This is a genomic window from Enterobacter sp. MGH85, from assembly GCF_001037655.1.
GTDB lineage: Bacteria > Pseudomonadota > Gammaproteobacteria > Enterobacterales > Enterobacteriaceae > Enterobacter > Enterobacter intestinihominis.
This window is the reverse complement of record NZ_KQ089925.1, coordinates 2,354,674-2,376,293: the sequence shown is the minus strand read 5'-3', so window position 1 is coordinate 2,376,293 and position 21,620 is coordinate 2,354,674. Positions and strand designations below refer to the sequence as shown.

Annotated in this window: 20 protein-coding genes; 4 read left to right on the top strand and 16 right to left on the bottom strand. The window is 57.0% G+C overall.

The genetic code is table 11. From position 1 onward, the window contains the following. Positions 1-9: 9 nt before the first annotated feature. The 3 genes from truA to pdxB form a co-directional block, all read right to left on the bottom strand. Positions 10-822: a tRNA pseudouridine(38-40) synthase TruA gene (truA, locus tag SK51_RS11315; RefSeq protein ID WP_023306648.1), complete on the bottom strand. Its 813-nt coding sequence runs from the start codon at positions 820-822 to the stop codon at positions 10-12. Next, complete coding sequence (locus tag SK51_RS11310) at positions 822-1,835, bottom strand: aspartate-semialdehyde dehydrogenase (RefSeq protein WP_023306649.1); 1,014 nt, start codon at positions 1,833-1,835, stop codon at positions 822-824. Before SK51_RS11310 ends, truA begins: the two co-directional genes overlap by 1 nt. Before the next feature lie 67 nt (positions 1,836-1,902). Further along, a complete protein-coding gene (gene pdxB / locus SK51_RS11305; protein WP_023306650.1) occupies positions 1,903-3,039 on the bottom strand; it encodes a 4-phosphoerythronate dehydrogenase PdxB in 1,137 nt (378 codons plus the stop codon). Positions 3,040-3,150: 111 nt separating this feature from the next. Here pdxB and flk point away from each other — a divergent pair, with 111 nt between their 5' ends. Continuing rightward, positions 3,151-4,155, top strand: a complete 1,005-nt coding sequence (gene flk / locus SK51_RS11300; RefSeq protein ID WP_023306651.1) for a flagella biosynthesis regulator Flk — start codon at positions 3,151-3,153, stop codon at positions 4,153-4,155. Positions 4,156-4,239: 84 nt separating this feature from the next. On the opposite strand, the gene SK51_RS11295 is transcribed toward flk, so the two are convergent. Both SK51_RS11295 and fabB read right to left on the bottom strand, forming a co-directional pair. Continuing rightward, complete coding sequence (locus SK51_RS11295; protein WP_047353263.1) at positions 4,240-5,418, bottom strand: MFS transporter; 1,179 nt, start codon at positions 5,416-5,418, stop codon at positions 4,240-4,242. A gap of 68 nt (positions 5,419-5,486) precedes the next feature. After that, complete coding sequence (gene fabB, locus SK51_RS11290) at positions 5,487-6,704, bottom strand: beta-ketoacyl-ACP synthase I (RefSeq protein ID WP_023306653.1); 1,218 nt, start codon at positions 6,702-6,704, stop codon at positions 5,487-5,489. Positions 6,705-6,862: 158 nt separating this feature from the next. Between fabB and mnmC the strand changes: the two genes are divergently transcribed. Further along, positions 6,863-8,860, top strand: coding sequence for a bifunctional tRNA (5-methylaminomethyl-2-thiouridine)(34)-methyltransferase MnmC2/FAD-dependent 5-carboxymethylaminomethyl-2-thiouridine(34) oxidoreductase MnmC1 (gene mnmC, locus SK51_RS11285; RefSeq protein WP_023306654.1), 1,998 nt, complete (start codon positions 6,863-6,865; stop codon positions 8,858-8,860). Positions 8,861-8,925: 65 nt separating this feature from the next. Here mnmC and SK51_RS11280 read toward each other — a convergent pair whose 3' ends face one another. The 6 genes from SK51_RS11280 to prmB are packed head-to-tail and all read right to left on the bottom strand — an operon-like array spanning position 8,926 to position 13,474. Then, entirely contained in the window at positions 8,926-9,201 is a 276-nt protein-coding gene (locus tag SK51_RS11280; protein WP_022648861.1) for a YfcL family protein, read from the bottom strand. Positions 9,202-9,214: 13 nt separating this feature from the next. Continuing rightward, positions 9,215-9,760 (bottom strand): elongation factor P hydroxylase, encoded by a 546-nt coding sequence (locus SK51_RS11275; protein WP_022648862.1) that lies wholly within the window; start codon positions 9,758-9,760, stop codon positions 9,215-9,217. Further along, positions 9,760-10,569, bottom strand: coding sequence for a sulfite exporter TauE/SafE family protein (locus tag SK51_RS11270; protein WP_022648863.1), 810 nt, complete (start codon positions 10,567-10,569; stop codon positions 9,760-9,762). The genes SK51_RS11275 and SK51_RS11270 overlap by 1 nt, the downstream gene beginning before the upstream one ends. Then, positions 10,569-11,393 (bottom strand): penicillin-insensitive murein endopeptidase, encoded by an 825-nt coding sequence (mepA, locus tag SK51_RS11265; RefSeq protein ID WP_032676153.1) that lies wholly within the window; start codon positions 11,391-11,393, stop codon positions 10,569-10,571. The genes SK51_RS11270 and mepA overlap by 1 nt, the downstream gene beginning before the upstream one ends. A gap of 2 nt (positions 11,394-11,395) precedes the next feature. Beyond that, positions 11,396-12,481, bottom strand: a complete 1,086-nt coding sequence (aroC, locus tag SK51_RS11260) for a chorismate synthase (RefSeq protein WP_023306656.1) — start codon at positions 12,479-12,481, stop codon at positions 11,396-11,398. Between the two features lie 60 nt (positions 12,482-12,541). After that, a complete protein-coding gene (gene prmB, locus SK51_RS11255) occupies positions 12,542-13,474 on the bottom strand; it encodes a 50S ribosomal protein L3 N(5)-glutamine methyltransferase (RefSeq protein WP_022648865.1) in 933 nt (310 codons plus the stop codon). Positions 13,475-13,619: 145 nt separating this feature from the next. Between prmB and smrB the strand changes: the two genes are divergently transcribed. Then, on the top strand, positions 13,620-14,171 hold the full coding sequence (gene smrB / locus SK51_RS11250) for an endonuclease SmrB (RefSeq protein WP_022648866.1): 552 nt from the start codon (positions 13,620-13,622) through the stop codon (positions 14,169-14,171). A gap of 46 nt (positions 14,172-14,217) precedes the next feature. On the opposite strand, the gene sixA is transcribed toward smrB, so the two are convergent. The 4 genes from sixA to SK51_RS11230 all read right to left on the bottom strand — a co-directional run bounded on the left by sixA (position 14,218) and on the right by SK51_RS11230 (position 18,892). Continuing rightward, on the bottom strand, positions 14,218-14,703 hold the full coding sequence (gene sixA, locus SK51_RS11245) for a phosphohistidine phosphatase SixA (RefSeq protein ID WP_003861375.1): 486 nt from the start codon (positions 14,701-14,703) through the stop codon (positions 14,218-14,220). Between the two features lie 209 nt (positions 14,704-14,912). Then, positions 14,913-17,060: a fatty acid oxidation complex subunit alpha FadJ gene (fadJ, locus tag SK51_RS11240; protein ID WP_023306657.1), complete on the bottom strand. Its 2,148-nt coding sequence runs from the start codon at positions 17,058-17,060 to the stop codon at positions 14,913-14,915. Further along, positions 17,060-18,370 carry an acetyl-CoA C-acyltransferase FadI gene (gene fadI / locus SK51_RS11235; protein ID WP_023306658.1) on the bottom strand — a complete coding sequence of 437 codons (1,311 nt, stop codon included), beginning with the start codon at positions 18,368-18,370 and terminating at the stop codon, positions 17,060-17,062. The genes fadJ and fadI overlap by 1 nt, the downstream gene beginning before the upstream one ends. Before the next feature lie 237 nt (positions 18,371-18,607). Continuing rightward, positions 18,608-18,892 (bottom strand): YfcZ/YiiS family protein, encoded by a 285-nt coding sequence (locus SK51_RS11230; protein ID WP_022648869.1) that lies wholly within the window; start codon positions 18,890-18,892, stop codon positions 18,608-18,610. A gap of 372 nt (positions 18,893-19,264) precedes the next feature. Here SK51_RS11230 and fadL point away from each other — a divergent pair, with 372 nt between their 5' ends. Continuing rightward, positions 19,265-20,548, top strand: coding sequence for a long-chain fatty acid transporter FadL (gene fadL, locus SK51_RS11225; RefSeq protein ID WP_022648870.1), 1,284 nt, complete (start codon positions 19,265-19,267; stop codon positions 20,546-20,548). Between the two features lie 44 nt (positions 20,549-20,592). On the opposite strand, the gene mlaA is transcribed toward fadL, so the two are convergent. Beyond that, positions 20,593-21,345 (bottom strand): phospholipid-binding lipoprotein MlaA, encoded by a 753-nt coding sequence (gene mlaA, locus SK51_RS11220; protein ID WP_022648871.1) that lies wholly within the window; start codon positions 21,343-21,345, stop codon positions 20,593-20,595. Positions 21,346-21,620 lie beyond the last annotated feature (275 nt).

The window sequence follows — 21,620 nt, the reverse complement described above, 5'->3', positions numbered from 1 at the left end:
CGCCTTTGTTTAGTCCGCTAAAAACAGCGGGCCCATTGGCGGTTTTGGCAGGTCGAACCGGTCCGGATAATCCACCGAAACCAGATACAGACCTTCCGCTTTCGCCGTTGCTGCCGCAAGCGTTCTGTCCTTCGCTGCCAGCAGTTCTGCAATCCAGCTCTCCGGCTGGTGTCCGGCGCCCACTTCCATCAGGCTGCCTACAATATTCCGCACCATATGATGTACAAAGGCATTGGCTTTGATATCCACCACCACATACGCGCCATAACGACTGACGTTAATGTGCATGACGTTACGCCACGGCGTACGGGACTGACACTGCACCGCACGAAACGACGTAAAATCATTCTCTCCAATCAGACACTGCGCCGCACGCTGCATACGTTGTGCATCCAGCGGTTCATAAAAATGCGTCACGCCCTTGCTTAACACCGCCGGGCGCAGGCGCTGGTTGTAGATGACATAACGGTAGCGCCGCGCCGTCGCGCTGAAACGCGCGTGAAAATCATCCGGCACAGCTTTCACCCAACGCACGGCAATGTCACCAGGCAAATTCGCATTTACACCCAGCGTCCAGGCCGCGTCTTTGCGCACGGCGGTGGTGTCAAAATGCACCACCTGCCCCGTGCCGTGAACGCCGGCATCGGTGCGGCCCGCACAGAAGACGCTTATCGGTTCATTCGCCACCTGAGAGAGCGCTTTCTCCAGCTTCTCCTGGACGCTGCGCACCTCATTCTGCCGCTGCCAGCCATAGTATTTACTGCCATCGTATTCAATGCCGAGGGCAATTCTGTGGACCGGCTTTTGTTCCACATCTGACATCAGTACAGATACTCCTGCACCAGTTTTTCCGCGATTTTGACCGCCATCAGCGCGCCGCCAAAACGCACGTTGTCGGCAACGGACCAGAACTGCACCTGCTCAGGCATACCGTAATCGTTACGCACGCAGCCCACAGAGAGATGCGCGCTGCCGGTAGCGTCGCCCACCTGCGTCGGGAATTCACTCTCTTCGGACAGGACAAGGTCCTCTCCGCGGCCAAACGCGTCGCGGGCTTCTTCAGCCGCCAGCGGACGCAGGGCTTCAAACCCGACCATCTGCGCGTGGCCGTAAAAGACCGGAGACTGCACGACGTTCGCGGAGATCATCAGACCGTCATCCTGCAGAATTTTGCGTGCTTCATCGACGATACGACGCTCTTCCCGCACCGAACCTTCACGATCCGGCAGCAGCGGCAGCATGTTGAACGCCAGCTGGCGGCCAAAGAAATCATCTTCGTCGATCGGGATACCGTTCAGCAGCTTCGCGCTCTGCCCTGCCAGTGCGTCTACGGCTTTTTTGCCGTTAGCGGAGGCTGACAGCAGGCTGGTCACGGAAATACGCGACAGGCCACCGTCGTCGATCAGCGGCTTCAGCGCGGTCAGCAGCTGGCTGGTGAGGCTGTTCGGTACTGCAATGATATTGCGGTTGCGGTAGTCAGCCAGCACAAACGGGTTGACGTCCGGCACCACCAGCGGCACATCCGGCTCCAGGGAGAACAGGCCGCTCAGGTCGATCACCAGACAGCCTGAATTGGTCGCTTCTTCAATGTAGGATGCCGTGGCTTCCGCACCTGCGGCAAAAAACGCCAGCTGAGCCTGTGTCCAGTCAAACGCGGCGGCATCCTGCACCATCACGGATTTCCCGCCGAAACGCAGATGTTCTCCTGCGCTGTCGGTACGCGCCAGCGCGTAAATGTCGCCCACCGGGAACTGACGCTCAGCAAGGGTTTCAAGCAGGGCTTCGCCCACGGCGCCAGTGGCACCCAAAATGGCAATGTTCCAGCCTTCAGACATGGTGGTTTACTCCAGAAATAAAAAAGCGTCCCTGCCGGAATATCCGACAGGGAGCATTAAGAAGACATTAACGTGCCGGGTGGTGAACGGCGTTAAATCCCAGCTGATGCAACAGCGCCGCCGCGGGGGCGTCATCGCACATCACATACAGGGAGGACCACTCGCGGCGCTCAAGGTAATTTTTGCGCAGCTTGTCAAACTCACCCGGAATACCCGCCACTTTACGCAGCAGCGCGTCATCGCGGCGCACATCATACACCAAATGCACCAGTCTTTTCAGCGTTGCCTCATCCAGCGGTCCATGAAGGGTAATGCGACCAAATTCCGGGGCGGGCAGCAGCGTATCCAGCGCTACCTGCTGCGGATGGCCGATAAAGGCGCTGTAAGCCTCAAACACCTGGGTTGTGCCACGCGCTTTGCCTTCAAGGGTATAACCCGCGATATGCGCGGTACCCACGTCCACCTTATTCAGCAATGCGACGTTGAGATCCGGCTCTGGCTCCCAGACGTCCAGTACGACGCTAAGATCTTGACCCTCGTCGAGACATGTCAGCAGCGCCGCGTTATCCACCACCGGTCCCCGGCAGGCATTTATCAGAATAGTGCCAGCCTTCAGACGGCGGATCAGCTTTTCGTCGGCCAGGTGCAGAGTCTTGTACGGCCCTTCTTTAAAGAGCGGCGTATGGAAGGTGATGACGTCGCACTCGTCGACCAGCTCATCCAGCGTGCGGAAATCGCCCTCATCGCCGTTATCCTTACGCGGCGGATCGCACAGCAGAGTGCGGATGCCCCAGGCTTCCAGACGCTTTTGCAGACGTCCGCCCACGTTGCCCACACCCACAATCCCGACGGTGCGGTCTTTCAGCGCAAAACCATCGCGCTCGGCCAGCATCAATAGCGAGGAGAATACATATTCCACGACGGCAATGGCGTTACAGCCTGGTGCCGCGGAAAAACCAATCCCCGCCTGCTTAAGCCACTGGTCATCCACATGATCGGTCCCGGCCGTTGCCGTCCCGACAAATTTAACCCCTTTGCCGGTGAGCAGCGCCTCATTTACTTTGGTCACCGAGCGCACCATCAGGGCGTCTGCATCGTCCAGTTCGCTGACCGGAATCGGGCGACCAGGGACAGCCTTAACCTCACCCAGGCGGCTGAACAGCTCACGGGCGTAAGGCATATTTTCATCAACGAGGATTTTCACGTCTGAGTACCTGTTTGAGAGGAAGTAAACCTGCCAAGTGTGCCATAATCTCGCCGCCGGGCATATATCTCCGCCCGGTTACGCAGAGTTTGACTTTAAGGATTTTTGACGATGCAGCCCATTTCAGGTACGCCTCCGCGCCCTCCGGGTGAAGGCCCCGTAACGCCCAACACGCCAGGCGAACAACCGCTCTCCACGCAGCAACGCACCGTACTGGAGCGTCTTATCACGCGTCTTATTGCGTTGACCTCACAGCAAAACGCAGAGGTATGGGCCGGCGTTAAGCACGATTTGGGCGTCAGAAACGATGCGCCGCTACAGTCGCGCCATTTCCCTGCCGCCGAACAAAACCTGAACCAGCGTCTTACCAGCGCACAGCAGCAACATACTACCCGCCAGATTATCTCGCAGCTGACCGAGCTGTTGGGCCAGGGGAATAATCGTCAGGCGGTGAGTGATTTTATCCGTCAGCAATACGGTCATACCGCCCTGAGCCAGCTTTCGCCGGAACAGCTGAAAACCGTGTTGACCCTGCTGCAAAGCAATCAGCTTTCTATCCCGCAGCCGCAACAGCGCCCGTCTACAGAACGGCCATTGCAGCCTGCGGAGCATAATACGCTCAAGCAGATGGTCACTAAGCTGGCTGCCGCCACCGGCGAACCGACAAAGCTTATCTGGCAATCCATGCTGGAACTTTCCGGTGTGAAAGCGGGCGAGATGATCCCGGCAAAACAGTTTACCCATCTGGTCACCTGGCTCCAGGCGCGTCAGACGCTCAGCACCCAGAGCGCTCCGACCCTGCACAGCGTACAGGCGGCACTGAAACAACCGCTGGAACCGCACGAGTTCGATATGATCCGGGATTACGCCCAGCAGAGCTGGCAGGCGACACCGCAAACCGTGCTGACCACCGCGCAGGTACAGGATTTACTGAATCAGATCTTCGTTCGCCGCGCCGAGCGGGAAGGCGGCGTGCCGGAGGTAAGAAACATTCAGCCGATCTACAACCCGCTGTTTGCCCCCGTTGTTGACACGTTCAAGACGCTTTCTGCCCGTCCGGGATTGATGTTTATCGCGTTGCTGATTGCGCTGGCGATTTTCTGGCTGGTTTCTTAAAACTGCCGGGTGGCGGCTACGCCTTACCCGGCCTACGGTTCGCGCGGTTGTAGGCCCGGTAAGCGGAGCGCCACCGGGCAAAAACTACGACCTGCGAAACGCCACCAGCGTCACCACAATCCCCACTACCGCTGACACCGCACCGGCGAGAAATACGGAAGGATAGCCAAACGACGTTGCAAGCAGCCCCGCCAGCGGCCCGGTGATGCCGTAAGAGATATCCTGAAACGCCGCATAGCCGCCCAGCGCCGTGCCGCGCACCTGCGGAGCCACGCGCTTAACCACTTCAACGCCCAGCGCCGGGAAGATCAGTGAGCAGCCGCAGCCGGTTAACGCCGCACCCAGCAGCGCAACGGATGCGGACGGCGCCTGCCAGAGCAGTACCAGACCCACGGTCTCAATGACCAGTGACGCCACCGCCACCTTCACGCCGCCAAAGCGATCCGGCATCCAGCCAAACAGCACGCGCATCAATACAAACGCGCCGCCAAAGGCCGTCAGCGTAAAGCCCGCCATCGCCCAGCCGCGGCTCATGAAATAGAGGGAGACAAAGGTACAAATAACCGCGAAGCCTACCCCCTGAAGCGCCAGCCCAAGCCCCGGTTGCCAGATTTGCCCCACCACGCTCCACAGCGAAGGACGCTCGCCTTTATGGGCGGGCACCTTGCGCACCGAACCGTTAAACGCCCACGCCAGCAGCGGTAATACCATGGTGGTGCCTGCCAACGCCGCAAAACCAAACTGGCTGTGGATCAGCAGCCCCAGTGGTGCGCCTGCCGCCAGCGCGCCGTAAATCGCCATCCCGTTCCAGGACATCACTTTTCCGGAACGCGCAGGTCCCACCAGCCCCATTCCCCAGGTCAGGGTGCCGGTCAGCAGCTGGCTTTCGCCAAAGCCGAGGATCAGGCGCCCCGCCACCAGCAGCGCGAATTTATACGCTGCATCTATCGGCAACAGCGCCGCCAGCAGCCAGGCTCCCCCCGCCAGCCCGCAGGCAAACATGCCCTGCAACGCCGAGCGTTTTGCGCCGTGCTGATCCGCCAGGCGACCGGCGTAGCCCCGGGTTAAAACCGTCGCTAAAAACTGAATGCCCACCGCAATACCGACCATGGTGTTGCCATAGCCCAGCTCCTGGTGAACGAACAAGGGGATCACCGGCAGCGGCAGACCAACGGTCATGTAGGTCAGAAACACCGCAAAGGCGATGCGGAAAAGGGAAAGGTTCCCGGAAGGAGCGCTCTTCTCAGGGGTAACAGCCTTCATGCATAACTCCGTGTTCAGGCATAAAAAAAGGGAGCCGCGTGGCTCCCTTCTACTATATCTTCAAACGCTTACGCTTTCAGCTTACGCATCACCAGCGTGGCGTTGGTGCCGCCGAAACCGAAGCTGTTGGACATAACGGTCGTCAGCTCACGTTCGGTGGTTTCGGTCACGATGTTCAGGCCTGCCGCCTGCTCGTCCATCTCGTCGATGTTGATGCTTGGCGCGATAAAACCGTTTTCCAGCATCAGCAGAGAGTAGATCGCTTCCTGCACACCCGCCGCACCCAGAGAGTGACCGGTCATGGCTTTGGTTGCAGAGATAGCCGGACTGTTGTCGCCGAACACTTCACGGATCGCACCCAGCTCTTTCACGTCGCCTACCGGCGTTGAGGTGCCGTGAGAGTTCAGGTAGTCGATTGGGGTATCAACGCCGTGCATCGCCATCTTCATGCAGCGCACCGCGCCTTCGCCGGATGGAGCAACCATGTCAGCGCCGTCAGACGTTGCGCCGTAGCCCACGATCTCAGCGTAGATGTGCGCGCCACGCGCCAGCGCGTGTTCCAGCTCTTCAACCACAACCATACCGCCGCCGCCAGCGATAACAAAACCGTCGCGGTGTGCATCATAGGTACGGGATGCTTTGTCTGGCGTTTCGTTGTATTTGGTGGACAGTGCGCCCATCGCGTCGAACTCACAGGCCATTTCCCAGCCCAGCTCTTCGCCGCCGCCAGCAAATACGATGTCCTGTTTGCCCAGCTGGATCTGCTCAACCGCATTACCGATACAGTGTGCGGAGGTCGCACATGCGGAGCTGATGGAGTAGTTCACACCGTGGATTTTGAACGGCGTTGCCAGGCACGCGGAAACCGCTGAACCCATGGCTTTGGTCACAACATATGGACCAACCGCTTTCAGGCCGCGCGGGCTGCGCATGGCGTCAGCACCGAACACCTGAGCTTTAGAGGAACCGCCGGAGCCTGCAATCAGGCCCACGCGTGGGTTGTTCTGGTAAGCGTCTTCGCTCAGACCAGAATCCATGATCGCTTCCTGCATGGAAAGATAGGCGTAGATAGAGGCATCGTTCATGAAACGAACCACTTTACGGTCAATTAAACCGGTGGTATCCAGTTTAACGTTACCCCATACGTGGCTACGCATTCCAGAATCTTTAAACTCTTCAGAGAAAGTGATCCCGGAGCGTCCTTCACGCAGAGATGCCAGGACTTCCTGCTGGTTATTACCGATGCTGGAAACGATGCCCAGGCCAGTAATCACTGCACGTTTCATTCAATACCTCTGTAAGTCGCACTATAAAAAGTTTCGAGTCGCACAATAGCGTACACTTGTACGCCGAACAAGTCCGATCAGCGATTTTCTGTGGAAATTTGCACCGATGGGCTCACATCGCTAAGATCGTGCCACTGCCTGTCGGACGAGTAACTTACGTGAAACAAAACGCCATACAACCTGCCAACCTCGAATTCAACGCTGAGGGTACACCTGTTTCCCGAGATTTTGATGACGTCTACTTTTCTAATGATAACGGACTGGAAGAGACGCGCTATGTCTTCCTCGAAGGAAATCATCTCAGCACCCGCTTCCCTGAGCATCCGCGCAGCCTGTTTGTCGTCGCGGAGAGCGGTTTCGGCACCGGGCTGAATTTTTTGACCCTCTGGCAGGCCTTCGACCAGTTTCGCGCTGCACACCCCGAGGCTACCTTACAAAGATTACATTTCATCAGTTTCGAAAAATTTCCGCTTACCGCGCACGATCTGCGGCTTGCCCATCAGCGCTGGCCGGAGCTTGCCCACTGGGCGGAACAGCTTCAGGCCCAGTGGCCACCGGCTATCGGCGGCTGTCATCGTCTGATTCTGGACGACGGACGCGTCACGCTCGACCTGTGGCTTGGCGACATTAACGACCTGACCGATAAGCTCGATGACTCAATGCATCAGAAAGTGGACGCCTGGTTCCTGGACGGTTTTGCGCCCGCCAAAAACCCTGACATGTGGAGTCCGCACCTGTTCAGCGCAATGGCACGTCTGGCACGCCCGGGCGCGACGCTTGCCACCTTCACCTCGGCGGGCTTTGTCCGCCGTGGGTTGCAGGAGGCGGGGTTTACCATGCGGAAAACCAAAGGCTTTGGCCGCAAACGCGACATGCTGGTGGGGGTGATGGAGCAGGATCTGGCGATCCCGGCACAGGCACCCTGGTTTGCTCGCCGCCCCAGTGCGTCGCGTGAGGTCGCCATTGTGGGCGGAGGTATTGCCAGCGCCCTGCTCTCACTGGCTCTGCTGCACCGTGGCTGGCAGGTGACGCTCTACTGCGCTGACGAGGCACCGGCGATGGGTGCATCAGGCAACCGTCAGGGCGCGCTTTATCCCTTATTAAGTTCACACGATCCAGCACTGTTCCAGTTCTTCCCGGCTGCGTTTACGTTTGCTCGTCGCCTTTACGATAGCCTGCCGGTTGCGTTCGACCACGACTGGTGCGGTGTGACGCAGTTGGGCTGGGATGAGAAGAGCCAGCAGAAAATCACCCAAATGCTGTCGCTGGGGCTGCCGGAAACCATCGCCCATGCAGTGACGGCTCAGCAGGTTGCTGAGACCGCTGGCGTCGACACCGGCTGCGGCGGAATTCAGTATCCACTCGGCGGCTGGCTGTGTCCGGCTGAACTGACTTCTGCGGCGATAGCCCTCGGGCAGTCGCGTGGGTTGACAGTGCATTATGCCCACAAGGTTGAATCGCTTAGTCGCACTGCGCACTGGGAACTGCGTTTTGCTGACGGCAAAGCGTCGCAGCATGCCAGCGTTGTACTGGCCAACGGACATCACATCACTCAGTTTACCCAGACAGCGTCATTGCCGGTTTATCCAGTCGGCGGCCAGGTGAGCCATATCCCGACCGCGCCCGAACTGAGCAAACTGCGTCAGGTGCTGTGTTACGACGGCTACGCGACGCCGCAAAATCCGTCCAACGGCCATCACTGCATCGGTGCCAGCTATCATCGCGGTGAAACAGATATGCAGTACAGCGAAGCGGATCAGCAGCAAAACCGCCAGCGCCTGCTCGACTGTTTCCCGAATGCGTCGTGGGCGAAAGAGGTTGATGTCAGTGAGGGTCAGGCGCGCTGCGGCGTACGCTGCGCGACCCGCGATCACCTGCCGATGGCGGGAAACGTGCCGGACTATGACGCCACGCTTGAAGTCTATCAGGATCTTACAGACAACAAAGAAACGGCGGTAAGTGCGCCCGTTTATCCGGAACTGTTTATGTTGGGTGGCTTAGGCTCGCGGGGATTATGCTCTGCGCCATTGCTGGCTGAAGTGCTAGCCGCGCAAATGAGCGATGAGCCGGTTCCGCTGGACAGGGTAACGCTCGCGGGGCTTAATCCGAACCGACTATGGGTGCGGAAATTGCTGAAGGGGAAAAGGGTTAAGTAGGGTGCGGTCTGGTGCCCTCACCCTGGCCCTCTCCCCAAAAGGGAGAGGGAAGAGAAGGCGGCAACTTAGCGTTTAGCCTGCTGGAACAAATTGTCCCACATGCCCAGCACTAAAGACTGGTCGCGTGGAGACAGTTCCCCGGCCAGAATGGCTTTTTCAAGGCTGCGAGTAACTTCCGCGTGAACGGCGTCGGCAGAGTGATCGTCCCCGGCTTCCAGCGCGGCTACCGCCAGCGTCAGGTGACCACGCAGATAACCGCTGGCGAACAGCTCATCATCGCTGGCGTGTTCCACCATGTCATCAATTAACGCCAGAATGCGTGATTCAAATTCTGCGATCATCTTCTTTCCTCTGTTATAAATCTTCCGGCCACGGGAAGCATTCCGCCGTGATCTCCGGCGTATGGTAATAATTTTGTAAAGCCTCGATCAGGCGTGCCGGACGTTCCGGGATGCCTTTCTCAAGATATTCCATCACCTGCGCATGCACGCGGCGCTGGAAGACGATACGGTCTGGCTCGAAGTCGCCTTCAAGGTTGTCACAGCTGACGTTGAACGGGAAACCCGCCGCCACGCAGAACAGCCACTCCAGCGCCTGCGGTTTCACCTCCACATCTTCGAACTGCCCCTGGGTGGCGGCGTCGCGCCCGTCCGGGCAGTACCAGTAACCAAAGTCCACCAGCTCGCGACGCGCTTTCCCCGCGATGCACCAGTGCGAAATCTCGTGCAAACCGCTGGCGTAAAAGCCGTGGGCAAAGACGATGCGGTTGTATGGAACCTGGTCATCAGCAGGAAGATAGATCGGTTCGTCGTCGCCTTTAATCAGACGGGTATTAAAATCATCAGCAAAACAGCTGTCAAAGATCTCAATCAGCTGTTCGTATTTATGCGTACTGTTCATTAGTTCATCCCCAACCAGGTGAGGATCTCCTGTCCATGGCTGTCATAAAGAAGTTTGGCGCTCATCACCGCCGAGACAACAACAATCATCGGGCGGATCAGCTTTTGCCCTTTGCTTAATACCAGACGCGAGCCTGCGCGCGCGCCCAAGAACTGCCCCGCCATCATCACAAATCCGGTAGCCCAGATAACCTTGCCGCCAATGATAAACAGCAGCAGACCGCCAACGTTGGAGGTTGCGTTGAGGACTTTGGCGTGGGCGGTGGATTTGGCGAGGTTGAAGCCGGCCAGCGTCACGAATGCCAGCGCGTAAAACGAGCCTGCTCCCGGACCAAAGAAGCCGTCGTAAAAACCGACGCAGCCACCGGCAATCAGCGCAAACGGCAGGCCGTGCAGTCGCCGCGCCCGGTCTTCCTCGCCGAGCTTTGGCATCAGTAAGAAATAGAGGCCAATACAGATAACCAGAATCGGCAGGATCTGGCGCAGAATGTCGGACTGTACGTGCTGGACCAGCAGCGCGCCCGCCGTCGAGCCAATAAACGTCATCAGGATATTGAGCTTCTGATCGGCAAGATTCACCACTTTGCGCCGAACAAAGTAGAGTGATGAGGAGAGCGAACCGCCGCATGCCTGGAGTTTGTTGGTGGCAAGCGCCTGGGCAGGGCTCATGCCTGCCGCCAGCAGCGCCGGAACGGTGAGCAACCCGCCACCGCCCGCCAGGGCATCGATAAATCCGGCTAACATCGCAACAAAAAAGAGCACCGCCAGCAGCAGCGGTGACACCATAAACAGATCGACGAAATTATCCATTAAAGTACATGCTCATCCAGTAGCGCCTGGCAGGAAGGCGGCAACGGAGGCGGTGTCTTCTTCTCAGGCTTAGAGGTTCCAGGCTTGGCCGGTTCAAACCAGCTTTGCAGTTCGTAACCACAACCATCGCCAGGCGGTGGCAGCGGCTGATCTTCACATTCCAGGCTGTTCGTCGGGCAGCGCAGGCGAACATGCATATGCGCCCGGTGCTGGAACCACGGGCGCACTTTACGCAGCCAGTCGCGATCCATTCCCGCATCCAGGCAAAGCTGCTGCTTGATGGCCGGGTTAACAAAGATCCGTGTGACGTCGTTATCCTCTGCCGCCAGCTTAATCATGCTGGAAATTTCCGGCGACCAGCGCGAGGCGACGACCCGTTTACCGTCGGCCGAGACCAGATCCAGCGCCTGCGGTTTCAGCAGCTGCGCTGAGCTCCAGCGTGTTTTCGGCAGTTGCAGGAAGATGTCCACATCCAGTCCGGTCTGGTGGCTGGCGTGACCGCCGTTGAAGCGACCACCTGCAGGCATCCCCATATCGCCAATCAGCATCGTCCCCAGCCCCAGGTTATGCACCTGGTTGCCAAGACGCTGAATAAACAGTACCAGGTCAGGATGGCCGAAGTAACGGCGCTGGTCGGTGCGCATCACCTGATAGGTGTCCGACTGCAGCGGAAGTTCCTGCGCGCCGACGATACACCCGTTGGAGAAAGCGCCAATGGACTGCGCGCTTCCCGCTACCGGGTGGGTGATTTTCTGCCACGGCGTGGCGGCCAGGCTTGCTCCACTGGCCAGCAGCGCCAGCAGAGCGATTGCGGTTTTTTTCATAGTTACCAGCGTGGAATGGTGGTCGTCACATCCGCATTCTGCGCGCGCTGGCGCAGGAAGTGATCCATCAGCACGATCGCCAGCATCGCTTCTGCGATCGGTACCGCGCGGATCCCCACGCATGGATCGTGCCGTCCTTTGGTGATCATCTCTACTTCATCGCCTGAGCGGTTAATCGTGTGGCCCGGCACGGTAATGCTGGACGTTGGCTTCAGCGCGATATTGGCAATAATTTGCTGCCCGCTGCTGATGCCGCCCAGAATGCCGCCCGCATGGTTGCTCTGGAAACCCGCCTTCGTGATTTCGTCGCGGTTCTGGCTGCCGCGAAGCTTAACCACGTCAAAACCGTCGCCGATTTCAACGCCTTTCACCGCGTTGATGCTCATCAGCGCGTGGGCGATGTCAGCGTCGAGGCGGTCAAATACCGGCTCGCCCCAGCCAGCCGGCACACCGTCGGCCACCACGGTGACTTTCGCACCAATGGAGTCGCCCTCTTTTTTCAGGCCACGCATCAGCTCGTCCAGCGCGTCCAGCTTGTCGGCATCGGCGCAGAAGAACGGGTTAAGTTCTACCTGATCCCAGTCTTTGATTGCCAGCGGAATGTCGCCCATCTGGGTCAGACAGCCGCGGATAACGATGCCGAATTTCTGCTGGAGATATTTTTTGGCAATCGCACCTGCCGCCACGCGCATCGCGGTTTCACGCGCGGAAGAACGTCCGCCGCCGCGATAGTCGCGAAAGCCATATTTTTGTTCGTAGGTATAGTCGGCGTGGCCCGGACGGAAGACGTCTTTAATCGCGCCGTAGTCCTGGGAGCGCTGATCGGTGTTTTCAATCAGCAGACCAATGCTGGTCCCGGTGGTACGGCCTTCAAAAACGCCGGAGAGAATTTTGACCTGGTCCGGTTCGCGACGCTGCGTGGTGTAGCGAGAGGTACCCGGACGACGACGGTCAAGGTCATGCTGTAAATCGGCTTCGGTCAGTTCGATGCCTGGCGGGACGCCATCAACGATACAACCCAGTGCCAGACCGTGCGACTCGCCAAAGGTGGTCACACGGAATACCTGTCCAATACTGTTTCCTGCCATCACGGCTCCGATGTTGTTGTTTGTGTTTGAGCGTTGTGAAACGGGCCGAAGCCCGCTGGATTAATCTTTGTAAATGCTGAAGTATTCGCGTGCATCAAGCAGTTGCGTTTTGGTCAGCATAAAGACGCCGTCACCGCCGTTGTCGAACTCAAGCCAGGTGAACGGCACATCCGGGTACTGCTCTATCAGATGTACCATGCTGTTACCCACTTCACAAATCAGAACGCCATCGTCGGTCAGATAATCCGGCGCGCAGGCCAGGATGCGGCGGGTCAGCTTCAGCCCGTCAGAGCCTGACGCCAGGCCCAGCTCCGGCTCGTGACGGTACTCGTTCGGCAGATCGGACATGTCTTCGGCATCCACGTACGGTGGATTGGTGACGATCAGGTCGTATTGCAGCGTCGGCAGGTCGCGGAACAGGTCAGAGCGGATAGGCGTGACGTGATGTATCAAGCCGTGCTCTTCAATGTTGTGTTCGGTGACGGCCAGCGCGTCGGTGGAGATATCGACGGCGTCCACTTCCGCTTCCGGGAAGGCGTACGCGCAGGCAATCGCGATGCAGCCGCTGCCGGTGCACATATCAAGTATGTGCTGCGGCTGATGGTTAATCAGGCCGTCAAAGTGGTTGTTGATCAGCTCGCCAATCGGCGAACGTGGCACCAGCACACGCTCATCAACATAGAACTCATGGCCGCAGAACCAGGCTTTGTTGGTCAGGTAAGCCACCGGAATACGCTCGTTCACGCGACGGATCACGCGCTCAACGATGCGGTGTTTTTCACTGGAGGTCAGGCGCGCGGTGCGCATGTCTTCCGGAATATCCAGCGGCAGATAGAGTGACGGCAGCACCAGCTGGACGGCCTCATCCCACGGGTTATCGGTGCCGTGACCGTACCAGATATTGGCGGCGCTGAAGCGGCTAACCGACCAGCGCAACATGTCCTGTATGGTATGCAGCTCGTTTACTGCTTCATCGACAAAAATTTTATCCACTCTTTCCTCCAGGGCATGCTCGCATAATTTTCGGCGGCTAGTTTGCCATGAAGACGGCGATAAATCAGCAATGACGCGTGTCGCTTGAGGTTAAAAAATGCGTTTAGTCGGGTACACTATCGGAAATACGAGATGAGAATGACGAATGAAAAAGAAAACATCGCTCAGCGAGGAGGATCAGGCTCTCTTCCGTCAGCTGATGACCGGGACGCGTAAAATCACGCACGACACCATTGTCCATCGCCCGCAGCGTAAAAAAATCAGCGAGGTTCCGGTCAAACGGTTGCTTCAGGAGCAGGCCGATAACAGCCACTATTTTTCAGATGAGTTTCAGCCGCTGCTAAATACGCAGGGCGCGGTGAAATACGTGCGCGAAGACGTCAGCCATTTTGAACTGAAAAAATTACGCCGGGGAGATTACTCGCCGGAGCTGTTCCTCGATCTGCATGGGTTGACCCAGATGCAGGCGAAGCAGGAGCTGGGGGCGTTGATCGCGGCGTGCCGACGCGAGCATGTTTTTTGCGCCTGCGTGATGCACGGTCACGGCAAACATATTCTCAAACAACAGACGCCGCTGTGGCTGGCTCAGCATCCACACGTGATGGCTTTTCATCAGGCACCGAAAGAGTACGGCGGAGATGCCGCATTGCTGGTATTGATTGAGGTGGAGGAGTGGCAGCCGCCAGAGTTGCCCTGACAGGATGGCGGGAGGCACGCGGCACCCCGCCATATCGCACGTCACGTCAGATGGCTTTAGCCATCTTCAGGTTGCATGGACTCATTTGCCAGTTAAAGACCCCTTTGCCGGTTTCGTCGAGGGTGACGTTGGCAATGGCGGACGTTGTGAACATCGGCGGCGTTTCGCCCGGGCACAGCTCAGATACCAGATAGCCGACCAGCGGCAGGTGGGAAATGACCAGTGCGGAAGCGACACCTTCGTTGCACAGCGCCTGAAGGTAAGCACTGACAAGGCCAACATCGCCACACGGCGTGAGTTCAGGGAGAACATCCACACTGGATGGCAGGTTCATACACTCCCCTACCACATCCAGCGTCTGTTCTGCCCGCAGGAACGGACTCACCAGAACGCGTTCAATGTCCACTTTTTGACCTTTAAGCCATGTCGCCATCTGACGGGATTCGTCGCAGCCACAAACGGTTAAAGGACGTACTGAGTCACTGGCGGCATCGAGTGCCGCGTCGCCGTGACGCATGATAAAAACTTGCATATTGCACCGCTTTTGTTAACCAGAATCACCGGCGTTAACTACCCGCGATTAATGCTCTGAGGTAGAAAACCCGATGGCCGGGCATTGTGCCTGATCCATTCGGTGAATGAAACGCTGTTTTTTACCTCAATGGCGTAAGTATAGTCAATCTCTGTTTACAATTTCGCCAGAACAGGTTCCATCACCTCAGGATTTACCCTTCTTTGACTTCAGTTTACGCAATCAGTTTCCCTTGCGGGCCAGAATGTCTGACCCCGTTCCGCCATCTGCAATAATTCGTCACAAGGTGTAAACCGTGGACCGTATTGCGAGGCCAGACGTTGCAGGATCGCAACCACTTCACCCGCCCCGAGGGTATCCATATACCGGAACGGGCCGCCAAGGAATGGCGGAAAACCGATACCAAACACGGCACCGATGTCGCCGTCGCGCGCGCTTTTGATCACCTGCTCACCAAAGCAGCGCGCCGCTTCATTGAGCATCATCATCACGCAGCGCTCAGCACACTGAACCGCCGACAGTTTTCCCTGACCCGTGACAGGAATAAGCGCATAAACCGAAGGGTCGACCTGTTTCTTGCTTTTACGCCCTTTCGCGGCGTAAAGATAGAAACCGCGTTCATTTTTTCTGCCTTTGCGATCGTCCTTCAAAATTGCGGAAACAAAGTTTGCAGGCGGCGCAAAACGATCGCCATAAGCCGCTTCCAGCACAGGGATAATTTTAGTCCCCGTATCAATTCCTACCTCATCCAAAAGTTGGATTGGGCCGACGGGGAAACCAAACTTCACCAGGGCGTCATCGACGTGCTCAATTTTCTCCCCTTCCGCCAGCAACCGCATCGCTTCGTTAATATACGGCGCCAGAATGCGGTTGACGTAGAAGCCGGCTTTGTCCGCGACCACAACAGGAGTTTTGCCCTGTTTTTTCGCCAGCTTCACCACGGTGGCAATAGTTTGCGGGCTGGTTGTGGCATGAGGGATAACCTCCACCAGCGGCATTTTTTCGACAGGACTGAAATAGTGCAGCCCTATCACCTGCTCCGGGCGCATGGCTTTCGCCGCGATGTCGCCGATCGGCAAAGACGAGGTGTTTGACGCGAAAATGGTGTGCGGCGCGCAATGCTGTTCAACGTCCGCTACCATCTGCTGCTTAAGGGCCAGATCTTCGAACACGGCTTCAATCACCAGATCGCGGTGTGCAAACCCACTGTAGTCGGTGGCGCCAGTGATCATCGCGAGGATTTTATCGCGATCGCTGGCCTTGATATGGCGGCGTTTCACTTTGCGATCAAGGTTCTGCCAGCTGTACTGCAACGCGTGGTTGATGCCCTGAGGATTGATATCTTTGATACGTACGGGCAATTTGCCTTTGCTGGCGGTGACAAACGCGATGCCTCCGCCCATCAGCCCACCACCCAGAACCCCAACGGCGCGCAGCGGAGCCGGTTCAGCTTCACTGCCCGGATCTTTTTTAACCTCCGTGCTGGCAAAGAAAATGCCGCGCAGCGCCTGCGACTGCGGCGTCATCGCCAGCTCGCCAAACGCTTTCGCTTCCGCGGCATAACCGCTGCTGCTGCCCTGGGATAAACCGGTTTCAATCACCTTCAGAATGCGCGTCGCTGCCGGATAGTTCCCTCTGGTTTTTTGCTCGGTTTTTTTACCCACCATATTAAACAGCAGCGTGCGCCCCAGCGGCCCGGCGAGGATACGCTCACGCACCGGCAGGGGGCGTTTCGCCTGACGACCTTTCAGCGCCCGCTCAACGGCAGCCTCAAGCAAGATTGCGTGCGGAACGACCTCATCAACCAGACCCGCCTTTAACGCCTGACGGGCGCGCAGCTGTTTACCGGTTAAAATCATCTCCAGCGCAGTACTGACGCCCACCAGCCGCGGCAAGCGCTGCGTGCCACCTGAACCGGGCAGCAATCCAAGCTGTACTTCAGGCAGTCCGAGTACGGTTTTCGCATCGTCGGTACAGATGCGACTGTGGCAGGCCAGCGCCAGCTCAAGCCCGCCGCCCAGGCAAGCCCCGTGGATCGCAGCGACAACGGGTATCGACAGCGCATGGATCTCCGCCATCACCTGCTGCCCCTGACGCGCCAGATCTTCTGCTTCCTGAGCGCTTGTCGCCCGGGCAATCATGTTGATATCGGCCCCGGCAATAAAGTTATCCGGCTTTGCCGAGATAAATACCAGGCCACGTATCGCTTTGTTTTCGCGGATCTGTCTGAGCATCGCACGCACCTGAACGCCGAACTCCGCCTTCAGGGTATTCATTTTTTCGTCGGGCACATCAATGGTGATAACGGCCACGTTATCAAGGCGAACAGCAAGGTTAAATGCAGATGTCGTTTCCATTATTCAGCCTCCAGAACCATTGCTGCGCCCAGGCCGCCCGCCGCACAGGCGGTGACGAGACCAAAGCCGCCGCCACGGCGACGCAGTTCGTGCAACGTCTGGGTGATCATTCTCGCCCCGGTCGCTGCAAACGGATGACCGTAAGCAATGGAGCCACCCAGCACATTGAATTTACTTTGATCCACTTCGCCTGTGGCATGTGCGCGGCCCAGCACGTCGCGGGCAAAACGTTCGCTCGCCATAAGCTGCACGTTTGCCAGCGTTTGTGCGGCAAAGGCTTCGTGCATATCAATTAACGTGAGATCGGAGAGCGTTAGCCCCGCGCGCTCCAGCGCCAGCGGCGTGGACCAGGCCGGTCCGAGCAGCATGTCCTGCCAGACATCGATGGCGGTAAAGGCGTAGCTGCGCAAATAGCCCAGCGGTGTGATGCCCAGCTCTTTCGCCCGGGATTCCGTCATCAGGATCACGGCGGCGGCACCGTCCGTCAGCGGCGTACTGTTGGCCGCCGTAACGGTGCCATGTTTACGGTCAAAGGCCGGGCGCAGTTTTGCGTAATCTGCCAGGGTTGAGGTGCCGCGAATGTTGTTATCTTCCGCGAGCGGTTCCCGGTAAGGCGGTACATAGGCGGTCATCACTTCGTTGGTCAGTTTGCCCTCCGACCAGGCTTTCGCTGCCAGCTGATGCGAGCGATGCGCCAGCGCATCCTGCTGTTCGCGGGTAATACCATAGGTTTTTGCCATCTGCTCGGCTGTATCGCCCATGCGCAGGCCGGTGGAGTATTCAGCAACGGCAGGTGGCACGGGCATGAGGTCGCGCAGGCGTAAACGCGAGAAGAGTTTAAGCTTTGCACCGGTAGTGCGAGCTTTGTTGGCATCCACGAGGATGCGGGCCAGCTGTTTGCTGACGCCGATGGGCAGCACGGAGGAGGAATCCGCGCCGCCGGCGATCCCCGCGCGAATGGTCCCCGCCATCAGGCTTTCCGCCACGTTCGCCACCGCCTGGAAACTTGTGGCGCAGGCGCGGCTGACGCTGTAGGCGTCGGTATGAACATTCATGCCGGCACCCAGCACGATTTCACGCGCGATATTGGGTGCTTCCGGCATCTGTACCACCTGGCCGAAAACCAGTTGCTCAATAACCTCTGGCGGGATCTCGCTGCGAGCCAGCATCTCCCCCACCACCATTTTTCCCAGATCGACAGCCGGTATACCGTGAAACGCGGTTGCCTGACGTGCAAACGGCGTACGTAACCCGCTGACAATGGCAATGCGGTCACCGTGTCGGGTGATAAGCGGTAATGCCTGACTCATAACACTCCCCTGTAAAAAAATTTTGCGCGCACGTTAAGTGGTCTGACCTGATAATAGTCTTAACTATTTTTTTACATTGAGCCAATCGGGGAAGCGAAAAATTGCGAGCTAAGGCACAGAGAAGAAAAAGAAAATGCCCAGGGTAAAAGCAAAACGGTAACCCGTGGGTTACCGTTTTTAGTGTTTGCGCCCTCTCCCGTGGGAGAGGGTTGGGGTGAGGGCACCAGACCGCAGGAATTAACGCAGGCCCAGCTGGAAGATCAGCGTTTCTGCCTCGCAGGCGAACACAAAGTCGATATCCAGCTGTACGCCGCCTTCCACTTCCGTGAAGGTAGATTTGATTTCACATGGATCGGATTCGACTTCACGCGCACGCTTGCTCAGCGCGGCCAGCGTCTCTTCCGCTTCAGCGCGGTTAGGGAATACGCGGCTGTAAGAGGCGGTGCAATCGGTGTTGTCCATAATGGTGCCAACATCCATACAGCAGCAAACCGGGGTTTCATCAGCACTGCATTTACTCATAGCTCAATTTCCTCTGTATTCGCGCAGCGCGCGAGATAAACACGATGCGACTATTTTACGCCCCCGGACGAGCCCCCTCCAGCCGTTAATGGCGCAAAACCGGATAAGTGAGCAATATCACACTAAAAAATGATCTAAAACAAAATTCACCTTTTCGGATGAATCGTAGTGGTCACAATTTTGCCAACCAGATCTCGTTTCATGAAACATGTTTGAAAATATTAATAAACAAACTTGCAACATCCCAGCTGGTCAGACCTATACTCTCGCCACTGGTCTGATTTGTATGTCATACCTCAGACCCTACACTTCGCGCTCCTGTTACGGTATGTAACAATTATTGAATAAAAATAACTCAATGAGGTTATGGTCATGAGCCAGAAAACCCTGTTCAAACAAACTGCTTTAGCAGTTGCAGTGGCAATCGTCTCAACGTCCGCCTGGTCAGCGGGCTTCCAGTTAAACGAATTTTCTTCCTCTGGCCTTGGCCGTGCGTATTCCGGGGAAGGTGCGATTGCCGATGACGCAGGCAACGCAAGCCGTAACCCGGCGCTTATCATGATGTTTGATCGCCCTACCTTCTCTGCCGGTGCGGTTTACATCGATCCTGATGTCAACATTTCTGGCAAATCTCAGTATACCGGCGCAGATCTGAAGGCGGATAACATTGCGCCGACCGCGTGGGTGCCTAACCTGCACTTTGTTGCGCCAATCAATGAACAGTTTGGTTGGGGGGCCTCTGTCACTTCTAACTATGGCCTGGCAACGGAGTTCAATAACAACTATCCGGCCGGGGAATACGGCGGTAAAACCGACCTGACGACCCTGAACCTCAACCTGAGCGGCGCATATCGTCTGAACGATAACTGGAGCTTTGGTCTGGGCTTTGATGCTGTCTACGCTGATGCAAAAATCGAGCGTTATTCCGGGGAGCAAACTGCTGCGCTGCCGAAAAACAGCAATAAAATTGCCAGCCTGAAAGGTGACGAGTGGGGTTACGGCTGGAACGCCGGTATCCTGTATGAACTGGATAAAAACAACCGCTGGGGTCTGACCTACCGCTCAGAAGTGAAGATTGACTTCGATGGCGATTACAAAAGCGGCATCCTGAGCCCAGTCAACGGTATGGTACCGGGCGCAGGCACCACCATTCCATGGGGTACCTCGAATCAAACCGTACCGGGTTCACTGTCACTGCATCTGCCAGAAATGTGGGAAGTGTCAGGTTATAACCGCGTTGCGCCGCAGTGGGCTATTCACTATAGCCTCGCGTATACCAGCTGGAGCCAGTTCCAGGAGCTGAAAGCCACCGGCAGCAACGGCCAGACGCTGTTCTATAAAGACGAAAGCTTCCACGATGCTTACCGTATCGCACTTGGTACGACCTATTATATGGATGACAACTGGACGTTCCGTACCGGCGTGGCATTTGATGACAGTCCGGTACCGGCAGATAAGCGTTCTATCTCCATTCCGGATCAGGACCGTTTCTGGGTAAGTGCGGGGGCAACCTACGCGTTCAACGAGAATGCCTCTATCGACGCGGGCGTGTCGTACATGCATGGACAGAAAGTGACCTTCCAGGAAGGCCCTTACGAGTTTACCTCTGAAGGTAAAGCCTGGCTGTTTGGTACCAACTTCAACTACGCGTTCTAATCCCAACACGATTAAAAAAGGTGAGCATCGCTCACCTTTTTTATTTATTCCGAATCGATATCTTTTAATTCGTTCTCGATGGCTTTCGCGTTCGGATTATCTTCCGGCTTCAGCTTACCGCCGTTGGCAATAAAGTCATGGTTCTGGAAATAGGCCTCGCGGACCATGATGTACGGATCGGAAGACTGACGCAGCAGACCGTCAGAGTCCAGCAGTTGCGCACGCGTTTCAATCCCTTCCACGGTCCATTTACCAATCGACAGCGGCCAGGTGAGCCATGACAGCACCGGATACAGCGTATCCACCATATCGCCGCCATCATCACGCACGGTAAAGCTGCCGTAGAATGGCAGGTGCACATACGGCCCATAACCTACGCCATAATGCCCCAGTGTACTGCCGAAACGATGCGGCTGTTCACGCTGTAATTTCGGGTTCGCCATGCCTGCGACATCTATTAAGCCGCCCATACCCAGCAGAGAGTTCAGGAAGAAACGGGTGAAATGCACCATCCCCTGATACGGGTCGCCCTGGAGGAAGTAGTTCACCATCACCGCTGGCTCTTCCAGGTTACTGGTAAAGTTGCTCAGCCCGTTACGCGCTGGCTGCGGAACGTAGTCACGCCATGCCACGGCAACCGGACGAACCAGATATGGATCCAGCACATTATAGTTAAAGTTGTACATTGAACGGTTAAATCCTTCGAGAGGATCGGAGCGTCCCGTTTGCTCGCCAGAGCTGGCGCAGCCCACAAGCATCGTTACGCCCAGCGCAAGCGCCGACAGCCGAAGCTTCATATATTTCTCCCTGTTCAATATGGCTATCGTTGAATGCCATCTGTGACGGAGCCTGTGAGGCTCCGCCTGAAACGTGCAAGTGATTGTAACAGCACGCTTACCGATGTCTACGAGGACAATGACGACCCGCTCGCGTCATCACGCTAATTTCAGCATAGCCTGTCTTTAAGAATTCGTTTCGCTGGCAATTTTATATTGGCTTTGAAAGAGATGTCTCACCTTTATTGCCATTTTCAGCAATTTAAGAGCTTCCCCACGGGCAAGGCGCCAAAAGC

Excerpts from the sequence above, each read along its gene's own strand:
- mepA (WP_032676153.1), bottom strand. The coding sequence starts at position 11,393 with ATGAAAAAAACCGCAATCGCTCTGCTGGCGCTGCTGGCCAGTGGAGCA.
- fadI (WP_023306658.1), bottom strand. The coding sequence starts at position 18,370 with ATGAGTCAGGCATTACCGCTTATCACCCGACACGGTGACCGCATTGCC.
- fadJ (WP_023306657.1), bottom strand. The coding sequence starts at position 17,060 with ATGGAAACGACATCTGCATTTAACCTTGCTGTTCGCCTTGATAACGTG.
- fabB (WP_023306653.1), bottom strand. The coding sequence starts at position 6,704 with ATGAAACGTGCAGTGATTACTGGCCTGGGCATCGTTTCCAGCATCGGT.
- flk (WP_023306651.1), top strand. The coding sequence starts at position 3,151 with ATGCAGCCCATTTCAGGTACGCCTCCGCGCCCTCCGGGTGAAGGCCCC.
- SK51_RS11270 (WP_022648863.1), bottom strand. The coding sequence starts at position 10,569 with ATGGATAATTTCGTCGATCTGTTTATGGTGTCACCGCTGCTGCTGGCG.
- SK51_RS11310 (WP_023306649.1), bottom strand. The coding sequence starts at position 1,835 with ATGTCTGAAGGCTGGAACATTGCCATTTTGGGTGCCACTGGCGCCGTG.
- sixA (WP_003861375.1), bottom strand. The coding sequence starts at position 14,703 with ATGCAAGTTTTTATCATGCGTCACGGCGACGCGGCACTCGATGCCGCC.
- SK51_RS11275 (WP_022648862.1), bottom strand. The coding sequence starts at position 9,760 with ATGAACAGTACGCATAAATACGAACAGCTGATTGAGATCTTTGACAGC.
- smrB (WP_022648866.1), top strand. The coding sequence starts at position 13,620 with ATGAAAAAGAAAACATCGCTCAGCGAGGAGGATCAGGCTCTCTTCCGT.
- truA (WP_023306648.1), bottom strand. The coding sequence starts at position 822 with ATGTCAGATGTGGAACAAAAGCCGGTCCACAGAATTGCCCTCGGCATT.
- SK51_RS11280 (WP_022648861.1), bottom strand. The coding sequence starts at position 9,201 with ATGATCGCAGAATTTGAATCACGCATTCTGGCGTTAATTGATGACATG.
- SK51_RS11230 (WP_022648869.1), bottom strand. The coding sequence starts at position 18,892 with ATGAGTAAATGCAGTGCTGATGAAACCCCGGTTTGCTGCTGTATGGAT.
- SK51_RS11295 (WP_047353263.1), bottom strand. The coding sequence starts at position 5,418 with ATGAAGGCTGTTACCCCTGAGAAGAGCGCTCCTTCCGGGAACCTTTCC.
- aroC (WP_023306656.1), bottom strand. The coding sequence starts at position 12,481 with ATGGCAGGAAACAGTATTGGACAGGTATTCCGTGTGACCACCTTTGGC.
- mlaA (WP_022648871.1), bottom strand. The coding sequence starts at position 21,345 with ATGAAGCTTCGGCTGTCGGCGCTTGCGCTGGGCGTAACGATGCTTGTG.
- fadL (WP_022648870.1), top strand. The coding sequence starts at position 19,265 with ATGAGCCAGAAAACCCTGTTCAAACAAACTGCTTTAGCAGTTGCAGTG.